The organism is Coprobacillus sp. (assembly GCF_984815275.1).
The window spans coordinates 24,639-47,218 of the sequence record NZ_CFJNYH010000001.1 but is presented as its reverse complement, the minus strand read 5'-3'; the positions used below and the strand labels follow the sequence as shown (position 1 = coordinate 47,218).

Sequence of the window (22,580 nt, the reverse complement as noted above, 5' to 3'; positions counted from 1 at the left end):
TAATGTTAGTATACCCCTTAGGGGTGGGAGGTATTGTTATGAAACGAAAGTATGATATTATTGGTATGACTTGTAGTGCGTGTAGTGCACATATTGATAAAGCCATTCGACATATTGATGGTATTCAAAGTGTGAATGTCAATCTTTTAAGCAATTTTATGGTTGTGGAGTTTGATGAAGACAAAGTCAATGATGCTTTGATTATGAAAACTGTTGAAGAGGCGGGTTATAAGGCTATGCCAGAGAAAACAGAGGTTCAACAGACAACTCAAAATGAGAGTATTGATGAGAAAAAGAAGTCATTGATTTTATCATTTGTATTCTTGATTCCACTATTCTATATTTCAATGGGACATATGATGGGAGCACCACTTCCAGATATTTTACTTGGACATGAAAATATGATGGTCTTTGCATTGACACAATTATTTTTAACATTACCCATCATGTATATCAATCGTGGTTATTTCCAAAGAGGATTCAAGTCATTATGGCATAAGAGTCCCAATATGGATACTTTGATTGCCATAGGTTCAGCTGCAGCAGCTATTTATAGTATTTATGCTATCTTTATGATGGGCTATGATTTAGGTCATGGCAATATGAATGAGGCTCATCAGTATATGATGCAACTTTATTTTGAGTCAGCTGGGATGATTTTAACATTAATATCATTGGGAAAATATTTAGAATCTCGTTCTAAAAAGAAAACATCAGAAGCGATAGAAAAATTAATGAATTTAATGCCTTCAACTGCAACTGTTTTGATAGATGGACAAGAAGTTGTTGTGGCCATTGAAGATGTCCAAATTGGAGATATTGTTATTGTGAAGTCAGGACAAAGCATTCCTGTTGATGGTGTGATTATAAAGGGACAGACATCGATTGATGAATCTATGATTACAGGTGAAAGTTTACCTGTTGATAAATCTGTTGATGATAAAGTTATTGGAGCAACAATGAATGTAGAAGGTTATATTCAGGTGAAGGTAACTCATACAAGTGGTGATACAACTCTTTCAAAAATTATTCAGCTGGTTGAAGATGCGAGTTCATCGAAAGCTCCGATTGCAAAATTAGCTGATCAAATTAGTGGTATCTTTGTTCCTATTGTCATGGTGATTTCGTTATTGACTTTTATTGGATGGATAACGCTTGGCGCTCAAACATTTCATTTTGCCTTAACATGTGCAATTGCTGTCTTGGTTATTTCTTGTCCATGTGCTTTAGGGCTTGCCACACCAACGGCTATTATGGTTGGAACTGGAAAAGGTGCTCAATTAGGGATACTCATCAAATCAGCAGAAAATTTAGAACTTTTATCAAAGGCTGATAGTATTGTTTTGGATAAAACAGGAACAATAACCAAAGGAAAACCTCAAGTAACGGATATCTATCCACAACATATAAGTGAAACAGAATTGTTGAAAACAGCAGCTGCTATTGAAAATGCATCACAACATCCGCTTGCTAAAGCCATTGTTGAATATGTTCAACAAATGGATTTGACATTTCAAACAGTTGATTCATTTGAAATGGTGCAAGGGCAAGGGTTAATAGGAAAACTCAATGGTAAGACTCTTTTGTCTGGAAACAAACGGATGATGGAAGAACATGGTATTGATTTATCAGATGTTTATGAAACATCACAAAAGTTGGCTAGTTTTGGAAAAACACCTCTTTACTATGCATTAGATGAACAATTGATAGGTATGATTGTTGTGAGTGATGTTTTAAAGGAAACAAGTCAGCAGGCTATTCAATCATTAAAAGATATGAATTTATCTGTTTATATGTTAACAGGAGATAATGCTTTGACAGCCAAAGCGATTGGTGATAAATTAGGAATAGAAGTTATTGCTGAAGTTTTGCCTCAAGATAAAGAAAAACATATCAGAGATTTACAAGCGCAGGGGCGTACTGTCATTATGGTTGGCGATGGAATTAATGATGCGCCAGCTTTGATGAGAGCTGATGTTGGAATTGCGATGACATCTGGTACTGATATTGCTATAGATTCAGCAGATTTGGTTTTAATGAAAAATGATTTACAAGATGTTGTTCATTCCATTGAACTCAGTCATGCTGTTATTAGAAATATTAAAGAGAATCTTTTCTGGGCGTTCTTCTATAATGTCATTGGAATTCCAATTGCAGCAGGACTATTTTATCCATTCTTTGGCTGGTTGTTAGATCCAATGTTTGGAGCAGCAGCCATGAGTTTAAGTTCAGTCTTTGTAGTTAGTAATGCTTTAAGATTAAGATTTTTTAAACCGAAACAAACGATCAGAAAAAAGGAGAGAAAGATGATGAAAAAAATGAATATTGAAGGAATGATGTGTGCTCATTGTCAAGCACATGTTGAAAAAGCATTAAATGGTATTGATGGTGTGAAAGCCACTGTTGATTTGAAAAACAATTGTGCAAATATCGAATTAGATCATGATGTTGAAGAAACAGTTTTAACAAAAGCAGTTGAAGATGCTGGATATAAAGTCGTAGGGTTTGAATAATGAAAGCTGATAAGTCACAAGTCACACGTTTGTTAAAAACCGCAAGAGGACAAATTGATGGTATTTTGAAGATGATTGAAGAAGATCGCTATTGTGTCGATGTTTCTAATCAAATCATGGCGACTCAAGCCATCTTAAAGCGTGCCAATAAAGAGATTATAGGGGCTCATATGAAACATTGTGTACATGATGCAATGGATTCTGAAGATGCTGATAAAAAAATTGAGGAAATGATAGGTGTTATTGATCAATTAATGAAATAGAGGCTGGGTTTAATACTCATCCTCTATTTTTTCAGTTTCATATAAGATGTCTTCTTCACGAATCATTTTGTCATAGATATCACTGCGATGTCCAATTGTCATGATATAAATGCGTTTGTTTTCATCATCAATTTCACAGATAATACGATAATTCCCAACACGGTATGACCAGTATCTTTGCAATTGACCAGATAAAGATTTTCCGTATTGACGAGGAACTATACAATTTTTAAGATTATGAATTATCCATGTATCTATCTTTTTTTGCTGATATGAATCTATTTTACTAAATTCCTTCTCTGCATTTTTTGTAAAAATACATTGATATTTCATAAATGATACATTTCCTGTATTTCTTCTAATGAATAAGTCACAGGATCTTTTAAAAATTCAGCATAAGCCTTATCTGCTAGTTTAGTCATTTCCTCATCTTCAATTGCTTCCCAAATTAAATGATGAATAAACCTTGTTATATCTTGCTTTTTTTCTTTACAAATTAATTTTAGTTTTTCTTCTTGAATCGTATCTAATATAATTGTTGTCATTATTTTCACCTCGCAAATATTATATCATTATCATTGCTAAAAGCAATAATAATTATCTTTTTATTATAAGCAAAAAGGTGTATAATAGAGAGACTATGGAGGTGTTAAAATGGAAAATGGAGTATTGATGCAATATTTTGAATGGTATTTAAGTCCAGAACCACATTTATGGACTTTATTAAAAAAAGATGCCTTGCATTTAAAAGAAATAGGAATAACAGCTGTTTGGATGCCTCCGGCTTTTAAAGGAATTGGTGGAATTCATGATGTAGGTTATGGCGTATATGATATTTATGATTTAGGTGAATTTGATCAAAAGGGAACCATTCGTACAAAGTATGGGACAAAAGAAGAATATAGAGATGCAATTTGTGCTTTACATGAAGTTGGTATACAGGCTTATGGAGATATTGTTCTCAATCATAAAATGGGTGCTGATGCAAATGAATTTGTAAAAGCTTATGAAGTCAATCAAAATAATAAAAATGAAGTGACAAGTGGTGAAGAAACAATCGAAGTTCCTACTGTTTTTACATTTCCAAAAAGACAACAAGTTTATAGTGATTTTACATGGAACTGGACATGTTTTGATGGAATAGATTATGATATTTTGTCAAAACGTCATGCAACCTTTTTATTTAAAGATAAACATTGGGATACTCAAGTAGATGGTGAAAATGGCAATTTTGATTATTTAATGGGAGCTGATATTGATTTTTCTAATCCTCATGTTGTTGCTGAATTAGAAGATTGGGCACAGTGGTATTTGGAAGTCACTGGACTTGATGGTTTTCGTTTAGATGCAGTGAAACATATCGGAGCCCATTTTTATAAAGACTTGATTCGTCAGTTGAGGCAACATTATCAAAAGGAACTCTTTACAGTTGGGGAATATTGGCATGGTGATGTCCGTCGCTTGTGCAATTATTTAAATGAAGTGGAGGGAGAAGTCTCTTTATTTGATGTGCCTTTACATTATCATTTCTATGAGGCTTCATATGCCAATGGGAATTATGATATGGCTAAGATTTTTGACGGAACATTGGTTCAGATAGCAAATGATAAAGCTGTGACTTTTGTTGATAATCATGATACTCAGCCATCTCAAGGATTACAATCATGGGTTGCTGATTGGTTTAAACCTCTTGCTTACGCTTTAATACTGTTAAGAAAAGATGGTTATCCTTGCATATTTTATGGTGATTATTATGGAATCCCATATAGTCAGATTTCTGGGAAATCAGAGTTGTTAGATTGTTTATTGTTTTTAAGAAAGAATTATGCCTTAGGATTACAACGAGATTATTTTGATGATAGCAGTATTATAGGTTGGGTTCGTGATGGTCTGCAAAAGAGTGGCTTAGTTTGCCTGATGAGCGATAGTGTTGGAGGCTGTAAAACTATGTATGTTGGTCTTCAATATGCTGGGACATATTGGTATGATGCGCTTGGGAATTATAAGGCACATATTCAAATTGATGGGCAGGGAAATGGTGTCTTTATAGTCAATGGTGGGAGTGTCAGTGTATATATTCAAGCAAATGAATAAATGTAATGAAGACCTTTTGAAGAAGGTCTTTTTCTTCTTCAAATAGTGTTTTTAGAAAATGAAAAAATTTTTTTAATAGAGAATGATAGAATAAGTTCCAATAAAGGAGATGGTAAATATGTTTAAAAAGGGGGTTATTTATACTATGCTATAGCATGTCAAGTTGCAGGACTATGGGTTTTTATTTAAAAATAAGGCTTTTGTTGTTTAAGTACTAACTGTAGATATTGTTGATGAAAGGTTTGTAAATAGTGCTTATGATATTTCTTCGATGTTGGCAAAAGGTCTTTTAGCCTTAATGCTTGTATATATTATCTATGGCGTTGTTATCGTAATTGCAACTCTCATTGTCTGTCGCTTTCAAATGTATGAACATAAATATAGATAAAAGACCAAGAGTGGGGAGAACTCCTGGTCTTCATTCTATTGAAGATTATAATTGAATAGATACATATAAAATTGTGATACATAATGTAAGCAAAAGACTGGCTTCAAATATAGCTGATATCACTTTGTTTTGACGTTGGCTGATGCCATGTTTCTTTGCTTCTTGAAGAAGCTGATATGTTGTAATCAGTGTTATAGCATTGAGAACACTTAATAATGAACCAACTAGGGAAAGTAGAGAAAAAGCAAGTGCTGCGAATGTGTATTCATTATATTGTTTGATTTGACGTTCCATATAACCACCTTCTTCACTTATATTATATAAAATAGAAAGAAAATAACTATCAAGAATGAATGAAAATTATGTTAAGATATGGTTAATAGAATAAAAAAATATAAACAAACAGTATATAACAGTTGACAACAGTTCTATACTGTTATATACTGTTTGTGAACAGAGGAGGAAAAATATGAAAATCATTATTAACAATTCGTCAATGGTACCTATATATGAGCAAATTATCGAACAAATCAAAGCCATGATCATTAATGGTATATTAAAAGAAAATGATATATTACCATCTGTTCGTTCTTTGTCTAAAGAACTAAAAATTAGTGCTCTAACAGTCAAGAAAGCGTACGATTATCTTGAAGAAGAAGGATTTACTGTGACTGTACATGGAAAAGGAACCTATGTTGGTGCAGCTAATCAGGAAATGTTAAAAGAAGAACAAAGAAAAGAAGTGGAATCTGATTTGGAGAAGGCCATCCAAAAAGGATTAAGAAGCGGAATGAGTAAAGAAGAAATGAAAGAATTATTTCATTTAATTATGGAGGAATAAATTATGCTAAAACTTACAAATGTAAAAAAGCATTATCAACAATTTACACTTGATTGTTCCCTTGAAGTCAAAAGTGGGTGTATTACAGGTTTGATTGGACAAAATGGAGCAGGGAAAAGTACAACATTTAAGGCTATCCTGAATTTGATTCAAAAGGATAGTGGAGTTATTGAATTGTTTGGAAAAGATGTTCAAAAACTTGATATGAAAGATAAAGAGAAAATTGGTGTTGTTTTATCTGATTCAGGATTTAGTGGTTATCTAACAATTGGAGATATTGTTCCTGTTTTATCAAATTTATATAAGAAATTTAATAAGGTTAAATTTTTAGAAAGATGTCAGCAATTTGGATTGCCAAAAGACAAAAAAATCAAAGAATTTTCAACAGGAATGCAAGCAAAATTAAAGGTTCTGGTGGCTCTGTCACATGATGCACAGTTTCTTATCTTAGATGAACCAACAGCTGGATTGGATGTTTTGGCAAGAGATGAACTGCTTGATGTTTTGAGGAAATATATGGAGGAAGATGAATCACGCTCTATTCTCATCAGTTCTCACATTTCTAGTGATTTAGAAGGATTATGTGATGATTTATATATGATTCATAATGGACATGTTATTATGCATGAAGAAACTGATGTTTTATTAAGTGATTATGCAATCTTAAAATTAGATCAAAATCAATATCAAAAACTAGACAGACAATATATATTAAGAATAAAGAAAGAACCATTTGGTTATAGTTGCTTAACAAATCAAAAGCAGTATTATCTTGATAATTATCCAAGTATTGTTGTTGAAAAAGGAAATATTGATGATGTTATTATGTTAATGATTAAGGGGGAAAAATAATGAAAGGATTATTAATCAAGGATTTAATGTTATTAAAAAATCAAAAGAGCTTTATATTTATGATTATAGTTTTCTCAGTTATGTTTCTTTTCATGAATTATAATCCTACTTTTATCGTGAGTTATTCGACTATTATTGGGTCCTTATTTGTAGTAAGTTCTATTAGCTATGATGAATATGACAATGGATATTCATTCTTGATGGCATTACCAGTTACACGTCGTCTCTATGTCAACTCTAAATATATATTGGCTATAATATTAGGGATTGGTTTTTGGTTTGTATCTACAGTTTTAACTTGTATTTATAATTATGCAACTCAGCCTGACATCAATATTCCTGAATTATTAATGACATGTACAATTATGTTAGGTTTGATGGCGTTATTTATTTCATTAATGGTACCAGTACAATTAAAGTTTGGGCAAAATAAAGGAAATATTGCATTGGTAGTGGTTGTAGGATGTTCTGTTGCAATTGGATTCATTCTCATTCAATTAGCTGAATTCTTAAATATTGATTTAGCACCTTTATTAGTTAATATTAATGCTTTAGGTCCTTCAGGATTAGCAGTTATTGTGATTGGAATTGGTATTGTACTTTTGCTTATATCATATATGTTAAGTTGCCATATCATGGACAAAAAAGAATTTTAAATAAGATAAAGATGTACCCTTTGAATGTACATCTTTTGTGTTATAATAGAGTTGCAAAGATAAAAACACATTGAGAATCCGTTGGTAGTCGGATCACTGCTTGCAGTCAGTAACCTTCCTCCTTGGTCGTCCATTCTTTGTGCATGATAAACAAAGGAGGACAAAATTATGGGTCAAATTTCATTATCTTTTCGTGTGTATTTTGATGATGGTGTTTGGGTAGGTCTTTTTGAGGAGACAAATCAAGGCTTTTTACAGGTGTGTAAAGTTATCCTTGGAACTGAACCACAGACTGAAGAGTTACTCCAAATGATTCAAAAGCAATATATACATTTGAAATGGAGTCCAAGTGTTGTTGTTAAAGCTAAAGAGCGTAAACAGAATCCTAAACGGTTACAAAGAATGGTTAAACATCAAATGCAAACATTGGGGTTAGGAACAAAATCGCAACAAGCTTTACAGTTACTTCATGAACAGATGAAGGAAACAAAAAAGCAAAAGACAAAAGATAATCAACTTTTTATCAAGCAAGAAAAATTTGCTATCCAACAACGCAAAAGAAAAGAAAAGCACAGGGGACATTAGTCCCCTTGTGATTTCTTATAAAGTCAAGAAAATAATGATGTAGCAATACTTTCCCTAATCAATTCATAAAGAAATGATTGAAATTAAACATCATTATTGTATAATAGAAGTACTTTAAAGGAAGTAAACACTTCCTTTTCTTATGAGAAAAGAGGGATTTTATGAGTATACTCAATGTCGAACATGTGAGTCATGATTTTGGTGGAAGAACAATATTAGAAGATGCAAGTTTTCGTTTGCTTAATGGAGAACATATTGGACTTGTTGGTGCTAATGGAGAAGGGAAAACAACTTTTTTAAATATTATTACTGGGAAATTAGCACCAGATGAAGGAAAAATAGAATGGTGTAAAAGAATAACTACTGGCTATTTAGATCAACATACAACTCTACAACCAGGTCAAACAATATATGAAGTCTTACAAAATGCATTTAGGCATTATTTTGATCTAGAACAAGAAATGCTATCAATATATGAAGAGATGGCAACTGCGGATGCAGATGCAATGACCAAACTGATGGAAGATGTAGGAGAAATACAAGAAATATTGGAACATGGTGGTTTTTATACAATTGATGTGAAAATCAAAGAGATTGCCAGTGGTTTAGGATTGAATGAAATTGGATTAGATAAGAAGGTAGATGAATTATCTGGAGGACAGCGTTCAAAGGTCTTGCTTACTAAATTGTTGTTAGAGAATCCTATGATTTTAATTCTTGATGAACCAACAAACTATTTAGATGAACATCATATTCAATGGTTAACAAACTTTCTTATTAATTATGAGAATGCTTTTATTTTGGTCAGTCATGATACAACATTCTTAAATAATGTCATTAATGTTATTTATCATTTAGATAATGGAGAATTAACAAGATATAAGGGCGATTATAATTATTACTTACAACAAGCTGAATTAAAGAAAAAACAACAAGAAAATGCCTATCAAAAACAACAAAAAGAGATTGCTGAATTAGAAGATTTTATAGCTAGAAACAAAGCCCGAGTAGCCACTCGTAATATGGCTCATTCAAGACAGAAGAAATTAGATAAAATGGATATTATCAATAAGCCTAAAGAAAAAATAAAACCTACTTTTTCTTTCTTGGAAGCCAGAACACCAGGGAAAGTTTTGTTTGAATGTCAAAATCTTGTGATTGGTTATGATTCACCTTTAACGCAACCTATGGATATGATTTTTGAACGTTCTCAAAAAGTCGCTATTAAAGGTGTTAATGGGTTAGGCAAAACAACTTTATTAAAAACATTAATTGGAATGCTGAAACCATATAGTGGTATCGTTATTCAAGATCTATTTGTTCAAATTGGTTTCTTCAAGCAAGAAGAGGCTGCTTTAAAGAGAACAGCGCTTGATTATATATGGGATGAGTTTCCTGATCGTACCAATGGTGAAATTCGAGGTATGTTAGCGAAATGTGGATTAACGACAGATCATATTGAATCTTTAATGATGGTTTTATCAGGTGGTGAAAATGCGAAAGCAAGATTATGCAAGATTATGAATCGCGAAGCCAATGTTCTGGTACTTGATGAACCTACCAATCATTTAGATGTGGATGCGAAAGAATCATTGCAACAAGCCTTAATTGCTTTTAAAGGGGCTGTTATTCTTGTGAGTCATGAACCTGAATTTTATCTTCCTATTGTTGATAAGGTTATTAACCTAGAGGAATGTTCAACAAAGATTGTTTAGAGATGATTTTCTCAAATCATCTTTTTAAATACAAAAAAAGAAGACCAACAATCTTCCTCTTTCATTAAGATTTTTTCTTTTTCTTAATAATAACAACAACGATGATAATCAAAACAAGCATCACCACAGCACAAATTCCAGCAGTTGGTAATAATTGCGGTTTAGCAAAAGCCTTTGTCCAGATTGCGATTTTTCTAATCAAAATAGCTAAGGCATATCCAGAAGTTCCTGCGCCTATAAGCGTTAAAAAAGCTTTGAACCATTTTGGAAATACTTCTGTAAAAAGAATAGCTGTTATTAAACAAATTAGTGCAATGAATGCACAAATAACAAAATGCATAGAGTAACCTCCTTTATATACAACATTTAAAATAACATATATTGGGCTATATTGCAATATAATTGTGTTGTCGAAATGAGATTAATTGTGTAAATTTATAGTTAAATATGGAATTTCAAATATGAATATGATAAACTATAAAAGCAAGAGAAAAGAGGTAGACTATGAGATTTCATCGTGGGAAAAGATATACATATTATAGTTCATATTCGAGTTCAAGAAAATCAAGAATTCGTTGGGATAGAATCGCTATCATAACAGCTGGAGTTGCCCTTATACTGGCAGCATTGATTTGGTTTAATTTTAGTCGTATTCAATTGTTAGTAAAAGGTTATTCATTTTCTCAACAAAATGATATTTTATCATTGAGTGGAGATGAAGTTGATGAGGTTTTATCACATGATAAAATGGAACATATTCAAGACTGGATTAAAGAAAGTGAAGAAGTTAAATATTATGATGAGTATGAACACTATTTGTCTTTACATAAAGATTTAAAAGTTAAGGCTGTTGTGACAACGGTCAATGATATTTTTAATAATTATGCCAATCAATTAAAGGCTTTAAGTTATACTGATAATCAGATTTGGGAAGTTTTAAAAACTGCTCGTATAGATGATTTAAAATATCTTATTAACAAATCATATAAATATGCACAAGTTCAACCTTATATGCAGGTGAAGGGTTTTGTCTTTACTGATATGGATAAATATATGAAGGTTTATGAAGATAAGAAGAATTATAATTATGCTGTATTATCAACAACATATCCATTTATTATTTCTAAGAATAAAGCTACAAAAATATATACGATTCAAGATCCAAAAAATATTTTGAATTTGGTTAAAAAAGGTTTTCAATTACCATCATCATATGAGCCAGATGATTTGGTGAAACCAGATATGCCAGTTGCACCTGATTGTGATAATCCATCTCTTCGTAAAGAGGCTGCTGATGCTTTAACGCAGATGTATAAAGATGCCAAAGACTTAGGATATAATTTGGTAGTGAATAGTGCATATCGTTCATATAGTGCTCAAAAGAAAACTTATGATGATTATTTTAAGAAATATGATGAAGTTACAGCAGCAAGCCTTGTTGCTGAACCTGGTGCAAGTGAACATCAGACTGGATTAGGTGTTGATTTAACAAGTCAAAGTGTTATTAGTGGAGAAAGATTGGTATTTGGTGATACTGATGAATACAAGTGGTGTGTTAAAAATTCCTATAAATATGGATTTATATTAAGGTTTGAGGAAGATAAAGCAGATATTACAGGGATTGGTAAAGAACCATGGCATTTTAGATATGTGGGCAAAGATGCAGCACAAAAAATATTCCAGAACAAATGGACATTAGAGGAATACTGTCTCTATGAAGGTATTATTCCATCAATTAAGGAGAATCAATAATCTAGGGGGAACCCTAGATTATTTTTAGGAGATTATATGAAAACATTAATCACAACATTAAATTCGAAGTTTATTCATACTTCATTATCATTACGTTTATTATATGTAGCAAGTTATCATGAACATGATGTTGATTTTAAGGAATATACAATTAAAGACTCTTTGGAACATATCGTTGAAGATATTTTGAGAATGCAGTGTCAGATTGTTGCTTTTTCTAGTTATATATGGAATATCGAATATATTCAAAAAATATGTGCTATGCTAAAGAGAAGGCAACCAAATATCATTATTATTTTAGGTGGTCCAGAAGTGACATATGAAGCAGACTATTTTTTAAAGAATTATCAAATTGATTATGTTATTTGTGGTGAGGGTGAGGTTGCTTTCCCAGCATTACTTAAGGCTATTGAAAATCATGAAAAGATAGATATAACAGGAGTTCAATATCTAGGGCATATAAGTGAAGATGTAGCCTGTGTGCCACTTTCTTATGTTGAAAGTTTAGATTCTCCCTATATCTTACCTCAAGATCAAGACAATATGTCAAAACGTATTCTCTATTTTGAATCAAGTCGAGGTTGTCCTTTTCAATGTCAATATTGCTTATCTTCATTAGAGAAAGGTTTACGTTTTTTTAGTGAAAGTTATTTAAAAAAACAATTGAAATTAATTTGTCAAAGTGGTGTTAAAACAGTAAAGTTTTTAGATCGTAGTTTTAATGCTGATGCTCATCATGCAATTATGATATTGGATTATATATTTAAACACTATCAATCAGGTCAACAATTTCAGTTTGAAATTAATGCTGATGTATTGAATCAAAAAATCATTGATTTTATTAGTGAAAATGCACCAAAAGGTTTGCTAAGATTTGAGATAGGAATTCAGTCTACCTATGAACCGACGAATCAAGCAGTGAAGAGAATGCAAAATTTTGAAAGGCTAAGTGAAGTTGTTCAACAATTGATGTCAGATGGGAAATGTGATCTGCATTTAGACCTTATTGCTGGGCTTCCTTATGAATCTTATGAACGCTTTGCAAAATCATTTGATGATGTGTTCGCATTTCGTGCAAAAGAACTTCAGTTAGGTTTCTTAAAACTGTTAAGAGGAACATCTTTAAGAAATGATGCTAATGAATATGGATATATTTATCAGAAAGAATCCCCTTATGAAATGATTGAAAACAAATGGCTATCTCAAACGGATGTCCATAACATTCATATTGCTGAGGATATGCTAGAAAAGTATTGGAATAGTGGACGCTTTGTCAGAACAATGAATGCTGTTATGGATGAACAGAAATCTGCGTTTTATTTCTTTTATCATCTTGGTTGTTTCTATGAAAAACAGGGATATAAGAAAATGGGGTATCAATTAGATGAGTTATTTTCATATTTGGATCGATATTTACAAAGGGAAGATTATCATGAATTACTCATTCAGGATTATTTATCACAATTCAAGGTAAAACCAAAGAAATGGTATCTTCCAACTTTAACACCCCAAGAAAGAAAAGAAGTGATAAAAGACTTGGTTGAAAGATACCAATTAGATAGAGAATTGTTATTTAGATATGCGATTGTTGAGAAGATAACTCAAGGTTATCTGGTGGTAATTTATAAAGACTATCAATGTAAGATGGATATTTATAAATAATATAAGTGATTATTAATCCAGCTATAAATGAAAAAATCATATCCTGCATTGTATCATGAACACCGGTTGTATAATGACGAGAAGCATCATAGTTAAAAAGCAAAAGTCCGCTGTATTCAAAGACTTCCCAAAGAAATGCAATTGCCGTTTCCACACAGTTCATCATAATCATCAGCAATGGTTTTTCTTTGATATACTTTTTAAGGATAATGTATGCAATAATCACAAAAATAGCTCCAGATAAAAAATGCATAAATTTATCATAATAGGGTAAATTGTAAAATCCGCAAGTTGTTCCTAAAACTTGAGTTAAATAAATATATGCCACATATTCAGTCTTATAAAGAATATGTGGAATCCAGTGGACAACGAGTAATAAAGCGATAGAAATAAAGAGACTGTACTGAAAAAATGTGAGAGTCCGAAAAATTAAAGTTAAAATTGTAAGTACTAATAGAGATTTATATAATGTTTTCATATTTATATTATAGATAATAAATGGAAAACTATTCATATGAAGGAGTGGAATTATGTTAACAATGGTTGAATATGTCCATCAAAGGATACAAACTTATCCTCAACAATTAATAGGTGTAGATATGACAATGGGAAATGGACATGATACTTTGTTTTTGTTACAACATTGTCAAAAAGTTTATGCGTTTGATATCCAAAGACAAGCAATAGAGAAAACTCAGAAGCTGATTGGTTATAATAGAGATGTACAGCTTATTTTGGATGGACATCAAAATATTGATTGTTATCTTGAGTCGTTTGATATTGGTATATTTAATTTGGGATATTTGCCATTAACTGATCATCATGTGACGACTCTTTTGAAAACTACAAAAATAGCTGTTGAAAAAGCAATAAGAATGATGAATGTTGCTTTGTTTATAGTTGTTTATCCTGGGCATCAGGAAGGTTATGAGGAGAGTCTATGGATTGATGATTATGTAAAACAATTAGATACTCATCAATATAATGTATCATGTTATTGTATGTTAAATAAAAAGAATTCTCCATATGTTATCGAAATAGAGAAAAAAGTCAAATAAACTTTTTTCTTTTTTTCTTTAAAAATCTGAGGATAGCACAAAATAAATAGAAAGATGAGGTGAAATTATGAGTCGACATAGAAATCGTTTGGTTGTACCACAAGCACGTGATGCGGTAGATCAAATGAAATATGAAATTGCTAATGAAGCAATGAATCAGTCACAGGGAGAAAATTTAGCTGAATTCAGTGGTTCAATTGGAGGAGAGATGACAAAAAGATTGGTTGCTTTGGGGGAACAACAACTAAAAAAACAAAAATAAAGGACACATTGTGTCCTTTATTAACAAAGTATATATTTGAAGTCTTCTTTATCAACAGAGTAGATGAGATCTTCAGGTGCATCTTTACAGAAATGGAAAACTTGGCCGTCTTCAATTTTTCCATTCCAAGTTGCCACAACAATAATATTTTCACTTAATTCTTTTAAGAAAGCCAAAAGGTCTATACTGCTGTCTTTTGCATAAAGAATCTTTTTATTATCTAATAATAAAACTTTTTGATGATAAGTTGACAAGAAATTTTGCATTTCACGCATAAGTTGATTATTAGGTGTATGAGTAAAAATCTTATCGAGATCAAGAATAGGAATACCAGTCTCTTCACTGTACTTTCTAATTAATTTAGATTTTCCACTGCCAGGTTGACCTATAATTAATAGTAACTTATGCTTAGCATCTTGTAATTCATCTACTTTTTTACTAATATCCATGGGTAGCATCTCCTTTTTATAATGTTTTGTTAAATTTATTATAACATTAATTGTAAGCGTTTTCTATCGATATGTGTAGAAAAATCAAAATTATAAAGAACGGGCACAAAGAATCATTAAACCAAGTAAAATGTATTCTTGGATATCTTCAACTTTGATAATATCAGGAACATACTGTGCAGGGACATATCTTTCTAATTCTTTTTTTAATTCATGAACTTGTGGAATTAAAACACAAGACAGAATAATAGCATCAGGACTAATAACACTGATAATAGACAGAATTGTCTTTGCAACGAGTTCAATTGCTCCTTCTGGAGTTTTATTGAGAATCAGTTTATCATTAGACAGATTCAAAGGAAGGTATTGAACTTCGCCAGCAAGATGTAATCTTCCTTTAATGAGCTGACCATTAATAATTGTACCTGCTCCAGCATAGAAACTGGTTGGTTGAAATAAAAATGTAATTGAAGAATAACGATCTTGAGATGCATAATAACCAACTGCTGCAGTGTTGACATCATTTGTAATAATGAAAGATTGCTGATATCTTTGTGTAAGTATGTTATATAAATCAATATCACCAAATCCATTTACATTTGATGAGGAAACAAATCCATCATTGATAATACCTGGAGTAGATATTCCAATCACATTTAAATCTTTATACTTTAAAAAGACAGTATCTAAAACATCGAAGATATCTTGAATAACAACATTACTTTTAATAATTTCATTATCTAATAAAATATCATTTTGTTCACCATATACACGATAAGCTATATGAACGCGATTACTATTTCTAAAAAGAGATAGAGTCAAAATTTTAACATCATTATGAACTGCCTTAAATAGAGAAATCGGAGCTGTTGGTTCAATTTGAGATGCTTTGCGTTGATCCATAGCATCTCGTATGATTCCTAAAGTTTTTCCGACATCATATTTAGCAAAGACTTGAGGAGGTATTTTAATAACAACTTGATCTTTTAAAATTTCTTGTACTTTGGCATGCATGTAAGAAATTTGAGGTGCTAGCATAATGACATCATAATCCCCACCAACGTTATATAGTTGATTGTAGCCAATGGCTGAAACCTCAAAATTAAGGTACAATAATTTTGCTGCTTCATTCATCTTTTCAGCAAAAAAAGATGTTGTCATACCACCACTGCAACTTAAAAGAATTTTAGTGATTGGGCGATGAATTAATTTATGTATACTTTCTAACATTTCATGAAATAATTCTATAGCATGTTTCATGGTTTTCATTTGGAAATGCAAATAGAATTCTATTTCATTTGTAAATGTATTGGTAACACTTAATTCAATAATATTCATTGTATTAAATGTAACTTCGCTATAACTATAGTTTGTTTCAATGACAATAATATTTGCATTGTGTGAGTCTAAACGAATCTTGTAATTGGCTTGATCTTGCATTAGTATCCATTCCTTAAATATCATTGTATGAATATCTCTTAAAAACTCATCCATAAAATCACCTCTTATAGATTATTATAAGATGAATATATGCTTTTTCAATCGAATTTACTGTTTTGGAAAAACTTTTTCATTGAATATAGAAATCAAAGATAAAAATTGAGAAAAGATCTTCATTTCATTGAGAATGATTGATAATTTTGAATATGAAGAGTATGTCTTTGAGTGGAGAGATCTTCACTCCTATTTGAGGTTACATTAATATATGCAACCTCATATGATATGATTTGTTTATGGAATGAAGATGAATGTGCCTGGTGTAAGATATATGATAAGGAGATGCATGATATAAGAAGCTATTTATCAAAGTCAATGAAGTCTAGAATTGAATATGAAGCCAAAATAGTGAAAGTAGAAATGTTGGGACATTGCTTAGAAAATAAAAAGCGAGTTAGACTCAGGATTAAACTACAAGCTTATGAAGGATGAATATTTAATAGTTCATATAGAGGAACTAAAGATGGATTTAAGGAGAATCATGTGTATATAGTTGATAGAATTTTATTTGATATATACGATTAAGTAACTCATTAACCATTAAGGATGTGTAGATACTTTGATAATAGTAATCAGCCTTTATATCGTAAAGGAAAACATCAAAATATATGGATTCTAAAGAAAAACTAAAAATAATAGTAGGTGATGACTCTGCTTTTAAGGATATATTTGGTCATCTCTTATTATTAAAAATATTCATAACAATTTAGAAGTTTTGTTACAGATATGCTATAATCTATTCGAGTATGGAGGTAAAGTATGAAAATAATAGCATTTACTGGGGCAGGAATATCCAAACAGTCTCATATACCAACTTTTATGGAAAGACCAGATGTAAGAGAAAAATTATTTAGAAGTTATGCAAAGAGGCATCCTGAAGAATATAATGAAGTTATTCAACAATTAAAGGCGAATATGAATGGAGCAAAGCCCAATGATGCTCATTTGGTGTTGGCTGAATACAAGATTCCTATCATAACAATGAATATTGATGGGTTACATCAATTGGCAGGAAGTGATGCTTTAGAATTACATGGAGGTTTACCAGAAGATGATGAAATGGATAGAGCTTACTCACTCTATAACAAACCTGTTTTATATGGAGATCCAGCACCTCAATATCAAAAAGCGTATGAAATGATTTTTAATTTGCAGGAAAATGATATATTGCTTGTTATAGGATGCTCATATCATACAGCTATTGCCTGCGAGCTTAGGGACGTTGCAAAATCAAGAGGTGTAAAAATTATTGAAATTCAAGAAGATGCTGCTCATAAAGTCAGACAAGTTTTGAATCAACTTATAGAAAGATAGGTGAATATATGGAGCAAATTATAATAAAGCCACATCATTTTATGGATATTTTAAAATTATATGGGTCTGGTATAAATATTTTCGTATCAGATGAAAAAATGGGGCATGATTTTTATAAGGTTGCCAATAGGATTCTTAAAGATCGTAATGTTCAATTACGTTTGACAACTGCTGCTGATGATATCTGTCAACCTTGCATCATGTGTCAAAATCAAATTTGTATTGACAGAGTCAATATAGCAGATTATCATTCTAAAGATGATTACAATCGAACGCTTGATAAACGTTTATTAGAATTAATGAATCTCAATACACAATCAACTTATAGTGCGCTTGAATTATGCCGGCTTATGCTTAAATATCATCATTTTATTTTTGATGTTTGGAATGAAGAAGGACAGACTTTAAATCAAAAAAGGCATGATTTATTTGTTTTAGGAGCTCAGAAATATATAAAATAAAAATCAAGGTTAGACCTTGATTTTTTGATTCCTTAATAATGTTTCCCTTTTTTTAATATAATGCTGAAGCTGGTGATGAATTTCTTTGCGTGATTGTGATGTTATATATTCAGCACTAATCATGGAAAAAATCATAGATATTCCAACAGAAACAGGCATTAAGTAAAGAAAAAATAAATCTTCAGTGAAGAAATAAAATGCAAATAAGACAAGTACAAATAATAAAGCTTTCTTCAAACTTCTTAATCCCAAGAAATATGCATACATTTCTTTACGAATATTCTGATATGTTTCTTGGAGTACTGTAATAATTTCTGAACATCTCTCTAATGTTAATTCATAGTCATTTATATTTGTTTGAACATCAATTTTAAAAGGCATAATACCCACCTCCTTTAATATTCGTACCTATTATAACATGCTTTTAAAAAAAATAAAGAGATTTACATGAATTCGTGAAGAGTGTATACTAAATATCAGGTGAGAGTATGAAGGCATGGAAACATTTTAAGACAATTACAAAGCATAAAATAAAGGTTGGACAGTTGTGTTTTCGCATTGGTTTATACAAGCAAGGGATATTACATGATATGTCAAAATATTCACTTTGTGAATTTTTGACAGGAGCTCGTTATTATCAAGGGACAAAGTCTCCTAATGCTGTTGAAAGGACTGAGAAAGGCTATTCAATGGCTTGGCTTCATCATAAAGGAAGAAATAAGCATCACTGGGAATTTTGGGTTGATTTTACTCATAGAGGATGTCAGCCAGCAGAAATACCAGTCCAATACATATTTGAAATGTTTTGTGACCGTGTTGCTGCAAGTATGATTTATCAAGGGGCTAATTATCGTGACCAATTTCCATTGATTTATTATCAACGAGGAAAACATAGTTATATTATGCATCCTCATTCACGTGCATTACTAGAAGAACTATTGGTTTATTTGGATCAAAATGGTTTAGAACAGACACTTCAATATATAAAGAAAAGAAAGCGAGACTATCATCTTTAGTCTCGCTTTGCGCATGATTCTCTTTCAATGAGAAAGCATGGCATTTGAACACGAATCGGAGAAATATTTTCATTACGTCGAAATGAGTCAAATAACATACGTGCCCCCATATATCCCATATCAAATGTAGGGGCGAAGATGGTTGTTAGAGGTGGAGATGTATAGTTGGCAGTATCAATATTGTCAAAGCCAATAATGGAAACATCTTGTGGAACCTGATAACCATTTTGAGTTAATGCACGTAAAGCTCCAATAGCAATAGGATCGCTAGCTGCAAAAATAGCAGTAGGAACCTTTTTATTTTGAATAAGTTCATTCATCATTGTAAATCCTGATTCAATTGAAAATGCATCTTCCATAATGTAATCATTGTAATTCATTTGGTATTGATCACAGAAACGTTTGAAATATTTTTTTCTCACATCAGGATAACGTTTTTGGTCAATCCATTCTAAACCACCAAGATATCCAATATTTTGATGGTGAAGTTGATGAAAATAATCAATAACAAGGCGAATAGCATTTTTAAAGTCCAAAACAATACATCCTTCATGAATAGGATCTACATTCATATCTAAGTAAATAATATTTGGACAAACTTTTTTGAGTGTATCCATATCTTTTTGACTATACTTACCAATACAAACGAGACCTTCAACGCCTTCTAATGAAGAAAGATAATCTACATCTGTTTGAAAAACTCTCTTAATACTTATTTTATTTTGAAAACAAAACTCTTCAACACCTTGACGAATTGATAAATAATAAGGATCATCTGTTTCTTGAATTGGTGACATCCATTGAACAATACCAATAGTCATAATTGTATCATCAAATTTTTTCTTCTTTTTTTCATATCCTAATTCTTTTGCAGCATCAAAAACTCTTTGTCTTGTTTCTTGAGGGACATTTAAAGTCGCATCATTATTTAATATTCTTGAAACACTCGCACTGGATACACCAGCTTTTAATGCAATATCTTTTATTGTAGCCATAAAGTCACTCCTTTTTTCTATTCTATCATTTACTAAACTCAAAATCAATCTTTACTAAAATAATAACTTATCATATCGTAAGGACTTTTATCATATAGTGATAAGGGTGATTTTATGAAAAAGATATTTTTTGTAATTTGTGTTTTCTTTATGTCTATAACACCAATTCGTGCAATGGATTTTTCAGGTAAGGCATATATTGTCATGGATACTTTTAATAAGACAGTGTTAGAAGCAAAGAATGAACATTATGTTCAAAGTGTCGCTTCTATCTCTAAAATTATGACAGCCATTGTAGCCATTGAAAATGGAAACTTAGATGATGAATATGAAATTGGTGAAGAAGTGAATCAAGCTTGGGGAAGTGGGGTCTATATACATATTGGAGACCACATTAATTTAAGAGATTTATTACATGGATTACTGCTTAGAAGTGGTAATGATGCGGCAAATGTTATTGCTAAAAATATTGGTGGTGATATTCCTCATTTTGTTGAAATGATGAATAAAAAAGCGAAGGATATTGGTATGAATGATAGTGTGTTTTCAAATGCTACTGGCTTGGATGAAGAGGATGCTGGAAATCGTTCGAGTGCCTATGATATGGCTTTGTTAATGTCTTATTGTAGTCAAAATCCTATCTTTAATGATATTGTTATGAAACAAACATATAAAAGAGAAGATGGTGGGGGAACATGGCATAATAAAAATCGTTTGCTTGAAGAATATGAATATTGTGTTGGAGGGAAAACTGGCTTTACCAAGAAAGCGCGTCGTACATTGGTTACAAGAGCTATAAAAAATGATGTTTCGTTAGTTATTGTGACATTGAATTGTGGGAATGATTTTGAATTTCATAAGGCAAAGTATGAGGAATGTTTTGGAAAATATCAGAATATGCTTGTTCTTCCAAAAGGAATTTATCAGTATCATGGTCATTCATTTTTGATTGATGAGGATTTATATTATTGTGGTCAGGAAACTTCAAAAGCATCGTTGCAGGGGGATAATGATTCATTAAAGGTTTATGTTTCACAGAATCAAATCTATGAAGTCAAAAGAGAAATGGGTGTTCAAACAATCTTAAGGTACTGGTTTATCTTGTTAGGAGAATTTGTCAATGGCTAGAGTCTGGAAATGGAGTGTTGTTATTTTCTTGCTAACAGGGTTATTGTTGCATCGTGAAGAAGCCATGATGAATGCTTTGATGGATACACCATATCAGGTTTTTGATTTGGTTATGACAGTCATTTTATCAGCTTGTCTATGGGGTGGTTTTTTAAATATTATTGAGCATACAGGTTTTATGGATTACTTTGGGGTTGTGTTTAAACCTTTATTGAGGCTTATTTATGGACCGGTTATCTATCAGGAACATGTGTATGCTTATGTCTCATCAAATATTGTAGCCAACCTTTTGGGGTTAGGCTCATTAGCGACTTTGAGTGGAATTAAAGCTTTTCAAAGACTCAATGAACTGAATCCATCATCTACTCGTCCCTCTCGACAAATGTTAACACTGGTTATTATCAATACTGCTGGTTTATGTCTATTTCCATCTTCACTGATTATGTTAAGAAAACAATTTGGGTCAACTGATCTTTATGCATTTTATCCATATATGTTAATTATCTCTATAACAATTATCATCATTGGCTTGGTTCTTCAAAGGGTGATAGATCATGAATAGAGCTATTATTATTTTCTTGATTATTGTTTTTATTGATGGACTTATGAAAAGGTGTAATCTTTTTGAATTGTTTATTGATGGAGTGAAAGATGCTTTGACTTTAGTGAAACCAATCTTTACAACTTTAATGGCCTTTATGTTATTTGTTGGATTGTTACGAAGCAGTGGCACAATAGATGTTTTAAGTTCATTGTTTCAACCTTTGATACAAGCAATTGGGATTCCGATTGATGTCTTTGTTTTAGGGATGTTGAGACCAATTAGTGCTAATGCCTCTTTATCTTTTTTGTACTCTATTTATGAAGTTTTTGGGGTTGATCATCCTTTAAGTTTATTATCAACCTTGATTCAAAGTGGTAGTGATACCACAATGTATGTCATTACTCTTTATTTTTCTTCTATAAAAATGAAAAATACGCGTTACGCTTTATGGGTTGGATTAACAATGGACTTCTTATCAGTTCTCTTTGCGATTATGATTTATTTAAAAATGTTTGTTTAATTTTTGAATATGTGT

Annotated in this window: 27 protein-coding genes; 18 read left to right on the top strand and 9 right to left on the bottom strand. The window is 31.4% G+C overall.

All coding sequences use genetic code 11. The features are described from left to right. Positions 1 to 38 precede the first annotated feature (38 nt). Together AC5M21_RS00285 and AC5M21_RS00280 are read left to right on the top strand one after the other, a co-directional pair. Positions 39 to 2,513, top strand: coding sequence for a heavy metal translocating P-type ATPase (locus tag AC5M21_RS00285; RefSeq protein ID WP_017144249.1), 2,475 nt, complete (start codon positions 39 to 41; stop codon positions 2,511 to 2,513). Further along, the gene (locus tag AC5M21_RS00280) at positions 2,513 to 2,776 is read left to right on the top strand and encodes a metal-sensing transcriptional repressor (protein ID WP_008788787.1); all 264 of its coding nucleotides are present in this window, start codon (positions 2,513 to 2,515) and stop codon (positions 2,774 to 2,776) included. The genes AC5M21_RS00285 and AC5M21_RS00280 overlap by 1 nt, the downstream gene beginning before the upstream one ends. Positions 2,777 to 2,785: 9 nt before the next feature. On the opposite strand, the gene AC5M21_RS00275 is transcribed toward AC5M21_RS00280, so the two are convergent. Beyond that, on the bottom strand, positions 2,786 to 3,109 hold the full coding sequence (locus AC5M21_RS00275; RefSeq protein ID WP_008788788.1) for a type II toxin-antitoxin system RelE family toxin: 324 nt from the start codon (positions 3,107 to 3,109) through the stop codon (positions 2,786 to 2,788). Then, the gene (locus tag AC5M21_RS00270) at positions 3,106 to 3,321 is read right to left on the bottom strand and encodes a DUF6290 family protein (RefSeq protein WP_008788789.1); all 216 of its coding nucleotides are present in this window, start codon (positions 3,319 to 3,321) and stop codon (positions 3,106 to 3,108) included. Before AC5M21_RS00270 ends, AC5M21_RS00275 begins: the two co-directional genes overlap by 4 nt. 109 nt (positions 3,322 to 3,430) lie before the next feature. Between AC5M21_RS00270 and AC5M21_RS00265 the strand changes: the two genes are divergently transcribed. Continuing rightward, entirely contained in the window at positions 3,431 to 4,870 is a 1,440-nt protein-coding gene (locus tag AC5M21_RS00265) for an alpha-amylase (protein ID WP_117599108.1), read from the top strand. Positions 4,871 to 5,303: 433 nt separating this feature from the next. Here the strand turns inward: AC5M21_RS00265 and AC5M21_RS00260 are convergent, their stop codons facing one another. After that, on the bottom strand, positions 5,304 to 5,552 hold the full coding sequence (locus tag AC5M21_RS00260; protein ID WP_008788791.1) for a hypothetical protein: 249 nt from the start codon (positions 5,550 to 5,552) through the stop codon (positions 5,304 to 5,306). Positions 5,553 to 5,727: 175 nt separating this feature from the next. Here AC5M21_RS00260 and AC5M21_RS00255 point away from each other — a divergent pair, with 175 nt between their 5' ends. The 5 genes from AC5M21_RS00255 to AC5M21_RS00235 all read left to right on the top strand — a co-directional run bounded on the left by AC5M21_RS00255 (position 5,728) and on the right by AC5M21_RS00235 (position 9,907). Next, positions 5,728 to 6,099, top strand: a complete 372-nt coding sequence (locus AC5M21_RS00255) for a GntR family transcriptional regulator (RefSeq protein WP_008788792.1) — start codon at positions 5,728 to 5,730, stop codon at positions 6,097 to 6,099. A 3-nt stretch (positions 6,100 to 6,102) separates the two neighbouring features. Then, positions 6,103 to 6,951, top strand: a complete 849-nt coding sequence (locus AC5M21_RS00250; RefSeq protein ID WP_008788793.1) for an ABC transporter ATP-binding protein — start codon at positions 6,103 to 6,105, stop codon at positions 6,949 to 6,951. Then, positions 6,951 to 7,607: an ABC-2 transporter permease gene (locus tag AC5M21_RS00245; protein ID WP_008788794.1), complete on the top strand. Its 657-nt coding sequence runs from the start codon at positions 6,951 to 6,953 to the stop codon at positions 7,605 to 7,607. Before AC5M21_RS00250 ends, AC5M21_RS00245 begins: the two co-directional genes overlap by 1 nt. A 168-nt stretch (positions 7,608 to 7,775) precedes the next feature. Further along, the gene (locus AC5M21_RS00240; protein ID WP_008788795.1) at positions 7,776 to 8,192 is read left to right on the top strand and encodes a YjdF family protein; all 417 of its coding nucleotides are present in this window, start codon (positions 7,776 to 7,778) and stop codon (positions 8,190 to 8,192) included. A 161-nt stretch (positions 8,193 to 8,353) separates the two neighbouring features. After that, positions 8,354 to 9,907, top strand: a complete 1,554-nt coding sequence (locus AC5M21_RS00235) for an ABC-F family ATP-binding cassette domain-containing protein (RefSeq protein WP_278666193.1) — start codon at positions 8,354 to 8,356, stop codon at positions 9,905 to 9,907. Between the two features lie 64 nt (positions 9,908 to 9,971). On the opposite strand, the gene AC5M21_RS00230 is transcribed toward AC5M21_RS00235, so the two are convergent. Further along, a complete protein-coding gene (locus AC5M21_RS00230; RefSeq protein WP_008788797.1) occupies positions 9,972 to 10,247 on the bottom strand; it encodes a hypothetical protein in 276 nt (91 codons plus the stop codon). Between the two features lie 164 nt (positions 10,248 to 10,411). Here AC5M21_RS00230 and AC5M21_RS00225 point away from each other — a divergent pair, with 164 nt between their 5' ends. Both AC5M21_RS00225 and AC5M21_RS00220 read left to right on the top strand, forming a co-directional pair. After that, on the top strand, positions 10,412 to 11,659 hold the full coding sequence (locus AC5M21_RS00225; RefSeq protein WP_008788798.1) for a M15 family metallopeptidase: 1,248 nt from the start codon (positions 10,412 to 10,414) through the stop codon (positions 11,657 to 11,659). 36 nt (positions 11,660 to 11,695) lie between these two features. Next, on the top strand, positions 11,696 to 13,321 hold the full coding sequence (locus tag AC5M21_RS00220; protein WP_117599106.1) for a B12-binding domain-containing radical SAM protein: 1,626 nt from the start codon (positions 11,696 to 11,698) through the stop codon (positions 13,319 to 13,321). On the opposite strand, the gene AC5M21_RS00215 is transcribed toward AC5M21_RS00220, so the two are convergent. Further along, complete coding sequence (locus AC5M21_RS00215) at positions 13,233 to 13,799, bottom strand: DUF2238 domain-containing protein (RefSeq protein ID WP_157832396.1); 567 nt, start codon at positions 13,797 to 13,799, stop codon at positions 13,233 to 13,235. The genes AC5M21_RS00220 and AC5M21_RS00215 overlap by 89 nt on opposite strands. 52 nt (positions 13,800 to 13,851) lie before the next feature. On the opposite strand from AC5M21_RS00215, the gene mnmM reads away from it, so the two are divergent. Both mnmM and AC5M21_RS00205 read left to right on the top strand, forming a co-directional pair. Further along, positions 13,852 to 14,379 (top strand): tRNA 5-(aminomethyl)-2-thiouridylate-methyltransferase MnmM, encoded by a 528-nt coding sequence (mnmM, locus tag AC5M21_RS00210; protein ID WP_117599105.1) that lies wholly within the window; start codon positions 13,852 to 13,854, stop codon positions 14,377 to 14,379. A 67-nt stretch (positions 14,380 to 14,446) separates the two neighbouring features. Beyond that, the gene (locus tag AC5M21_RS00205) at positions 14,447 to 14,641 is read left to right on the top strand and encodes an alpha/beta-type small acid-soluble spore protein (protein ID WP_117599104.1); all 195 of its coding nucleotides are present in this window, start codon (positions 14,447 to 14,449) and stop codon (positions 14,639 to 14,641) included. 20 nt (positions 14,642 to 14,661) lie between these two features. On the opposite strand, the gene brxF is transcribed toward AC5M21_RS00205, so the two are convergent. Together brxF and AC5M21_RS00195 are read right to left on the bottom strand one after the other, a co-directional pair. Then, positions 14,662 to 15,090, bottom strand: a complete 429-nt coding sequence (gene brxF, locus AC5M21_RS00200; protein ID WP_117599103.1) for a BREX-3 system P-loop-containing protein BrxF — start codon at positions 15,088 to 15,090, stop codon at positions 14,662 to 14,664. Positions 15,091 to 15,180: 90 nt separating this feature from the next. Further along, positions 15,181 to 16,584, bottom strand: a complete 1,404-nt coding sequence (locus AC5M21_RS00195) for an ROK family protein (protein WP_117599102.1) — start codon at positions 16,582 to 16,584, stop codon at positions 15,181 to 15,183. A gap of 762 nt (positions 16,585 to 17,346) precedes the next feature. Between AC5M21_RS00195 and AC5M21_RS00190 the strand changes: the two genes are divergently transcribed. Next, a complete protein-coding gene (locus AC5M21_RS00190; protein ID WP_117599100.1) occupies positions 17,347 to 17,901 on the top strand; it encodes a Sir2 family NAD-dependent protein deacetylase in 555 nt (184 codons plus the stop codon). A gap of 8 nt (positions 17,902 to 17,909) precedes the next feature. Further along, a complete protein-coding gene (locus AC5M21_RS00185) occupies positions 17,910 to 18,362 on the top strand; it encodes a DUF1284 domain-containing protein (RefSeq protein ID WP_117599099.1) in 453 nt (150 codons plus the stop codon). A gap of 9 nt (positions 18,363 to 18,371) precedes the next feature. On the opposite strand, the gene AC5M21_RS00180 is transcribed toward AC5M21_RS00185, so the two are convergent. Next, positions 18,372 to 18,743 (bottom strand): hypothetical protein, encoded by a 372-nt coding sequence (locus AC5M21_RS00180; protein WP_117599098.1) that lies wholly within the window; start codon positions 18,741 to 18,743, stop codon positions 18,372 to 18,374. Between the two features lie 107 nt (positions 18,744 to 18,850). Here AC5M21_RS00180 and AC5M21_RS00175 point away from each other — a divergent pair, with 107 nt between their 5' ends. Continuing rightward, a complete protein-coding gene (locus tag AC5M21_RS00175; RefSeq protein WP_117599097.1) occupies positions 18,851 to 19,378 on the top strand; it encodes a DUF5662 family protein in 528 nt (175 codons plus the stop codon). On the opposite strand, the gene AC5M21_RS00170 is transcribed toward AC5M21_RS00175, so the two are convergent. After that, positions 19,375 to 20,373 carry a LacI family DNA-binding transcriptional regulator gene (locus tag AC5M21_RS00170; RefSeq protein ID WP_117599096.1) on the bottom strand — a complete coding sequence of 333 codons (999 nt, stop codon included), beginning with the start codon at positions 20,371 to 20,373 and terminating at the stop codon, positions 19,375 to 19,377. The genes AC5M21_RS00175 and AC5M21_RS00170 overlap by 4 nt on opposite strands. A 114-nt stretch (positions 20,374 to 20,487) precedes the next feature. Between AC5M21_RS00170 and AC5M21_RS00165 the strand changes: the two genes are divergently transcribed. Genes AC5M21_RS00165 through AC5M21_RS00155 form a run of 3 tightly spaced genes read left to right on the top strand, consistent with a single transcriptional unit; the run spans position 20,488 to position 22,565 of the window. Continuing rightward, positions 20,488 to 21,501 carry a D-alanyl-D-alanine carboxypeptidase family protein gene (locus tag AC5M21_RS00165; protein WP_117599095.1) on the top strand — a complete coding sequence of 338 codons (1,014 nt, stop codon included), beginning with the start codon at positions 20,488 to 20,490 and terminating at the stop codon, positions 21,499 to 21,501. Next, positions 21,494 to 22,063: a hypothetical protein gene (locus AC5M21_RS00160; RefSeq protein WP_117599094.1), complete on the top strand. Its 570-nt coding sequence runs from the start codon at positions 21,494 to 21,496 to the stop codon at positions 22,061 to 22,063. The genes AC5M21_RS00165 and AC5M21_RS00160 overlap by 8 nt, the downstream gene beginning before the upstream one ends. Beyond that, positions 22,056 to 22,565 (top strand): spore maturation protein B, encoded by a 510-nt coding sequence (locus AC5M21_RS00155; protein ID WP_117599093.1) that lies wholly within the window; start codon positions 22,056 to 22,058, stop codon positions 22,563 to 22,565. Before AC5M21_RS00160 ends, AC5M21_RS00155 begins: the two co-directional genes overlap by 8 nt. The last annotated feature ends 15 nt before the right edge of the window (positions 22,566 to 22,580 follow it).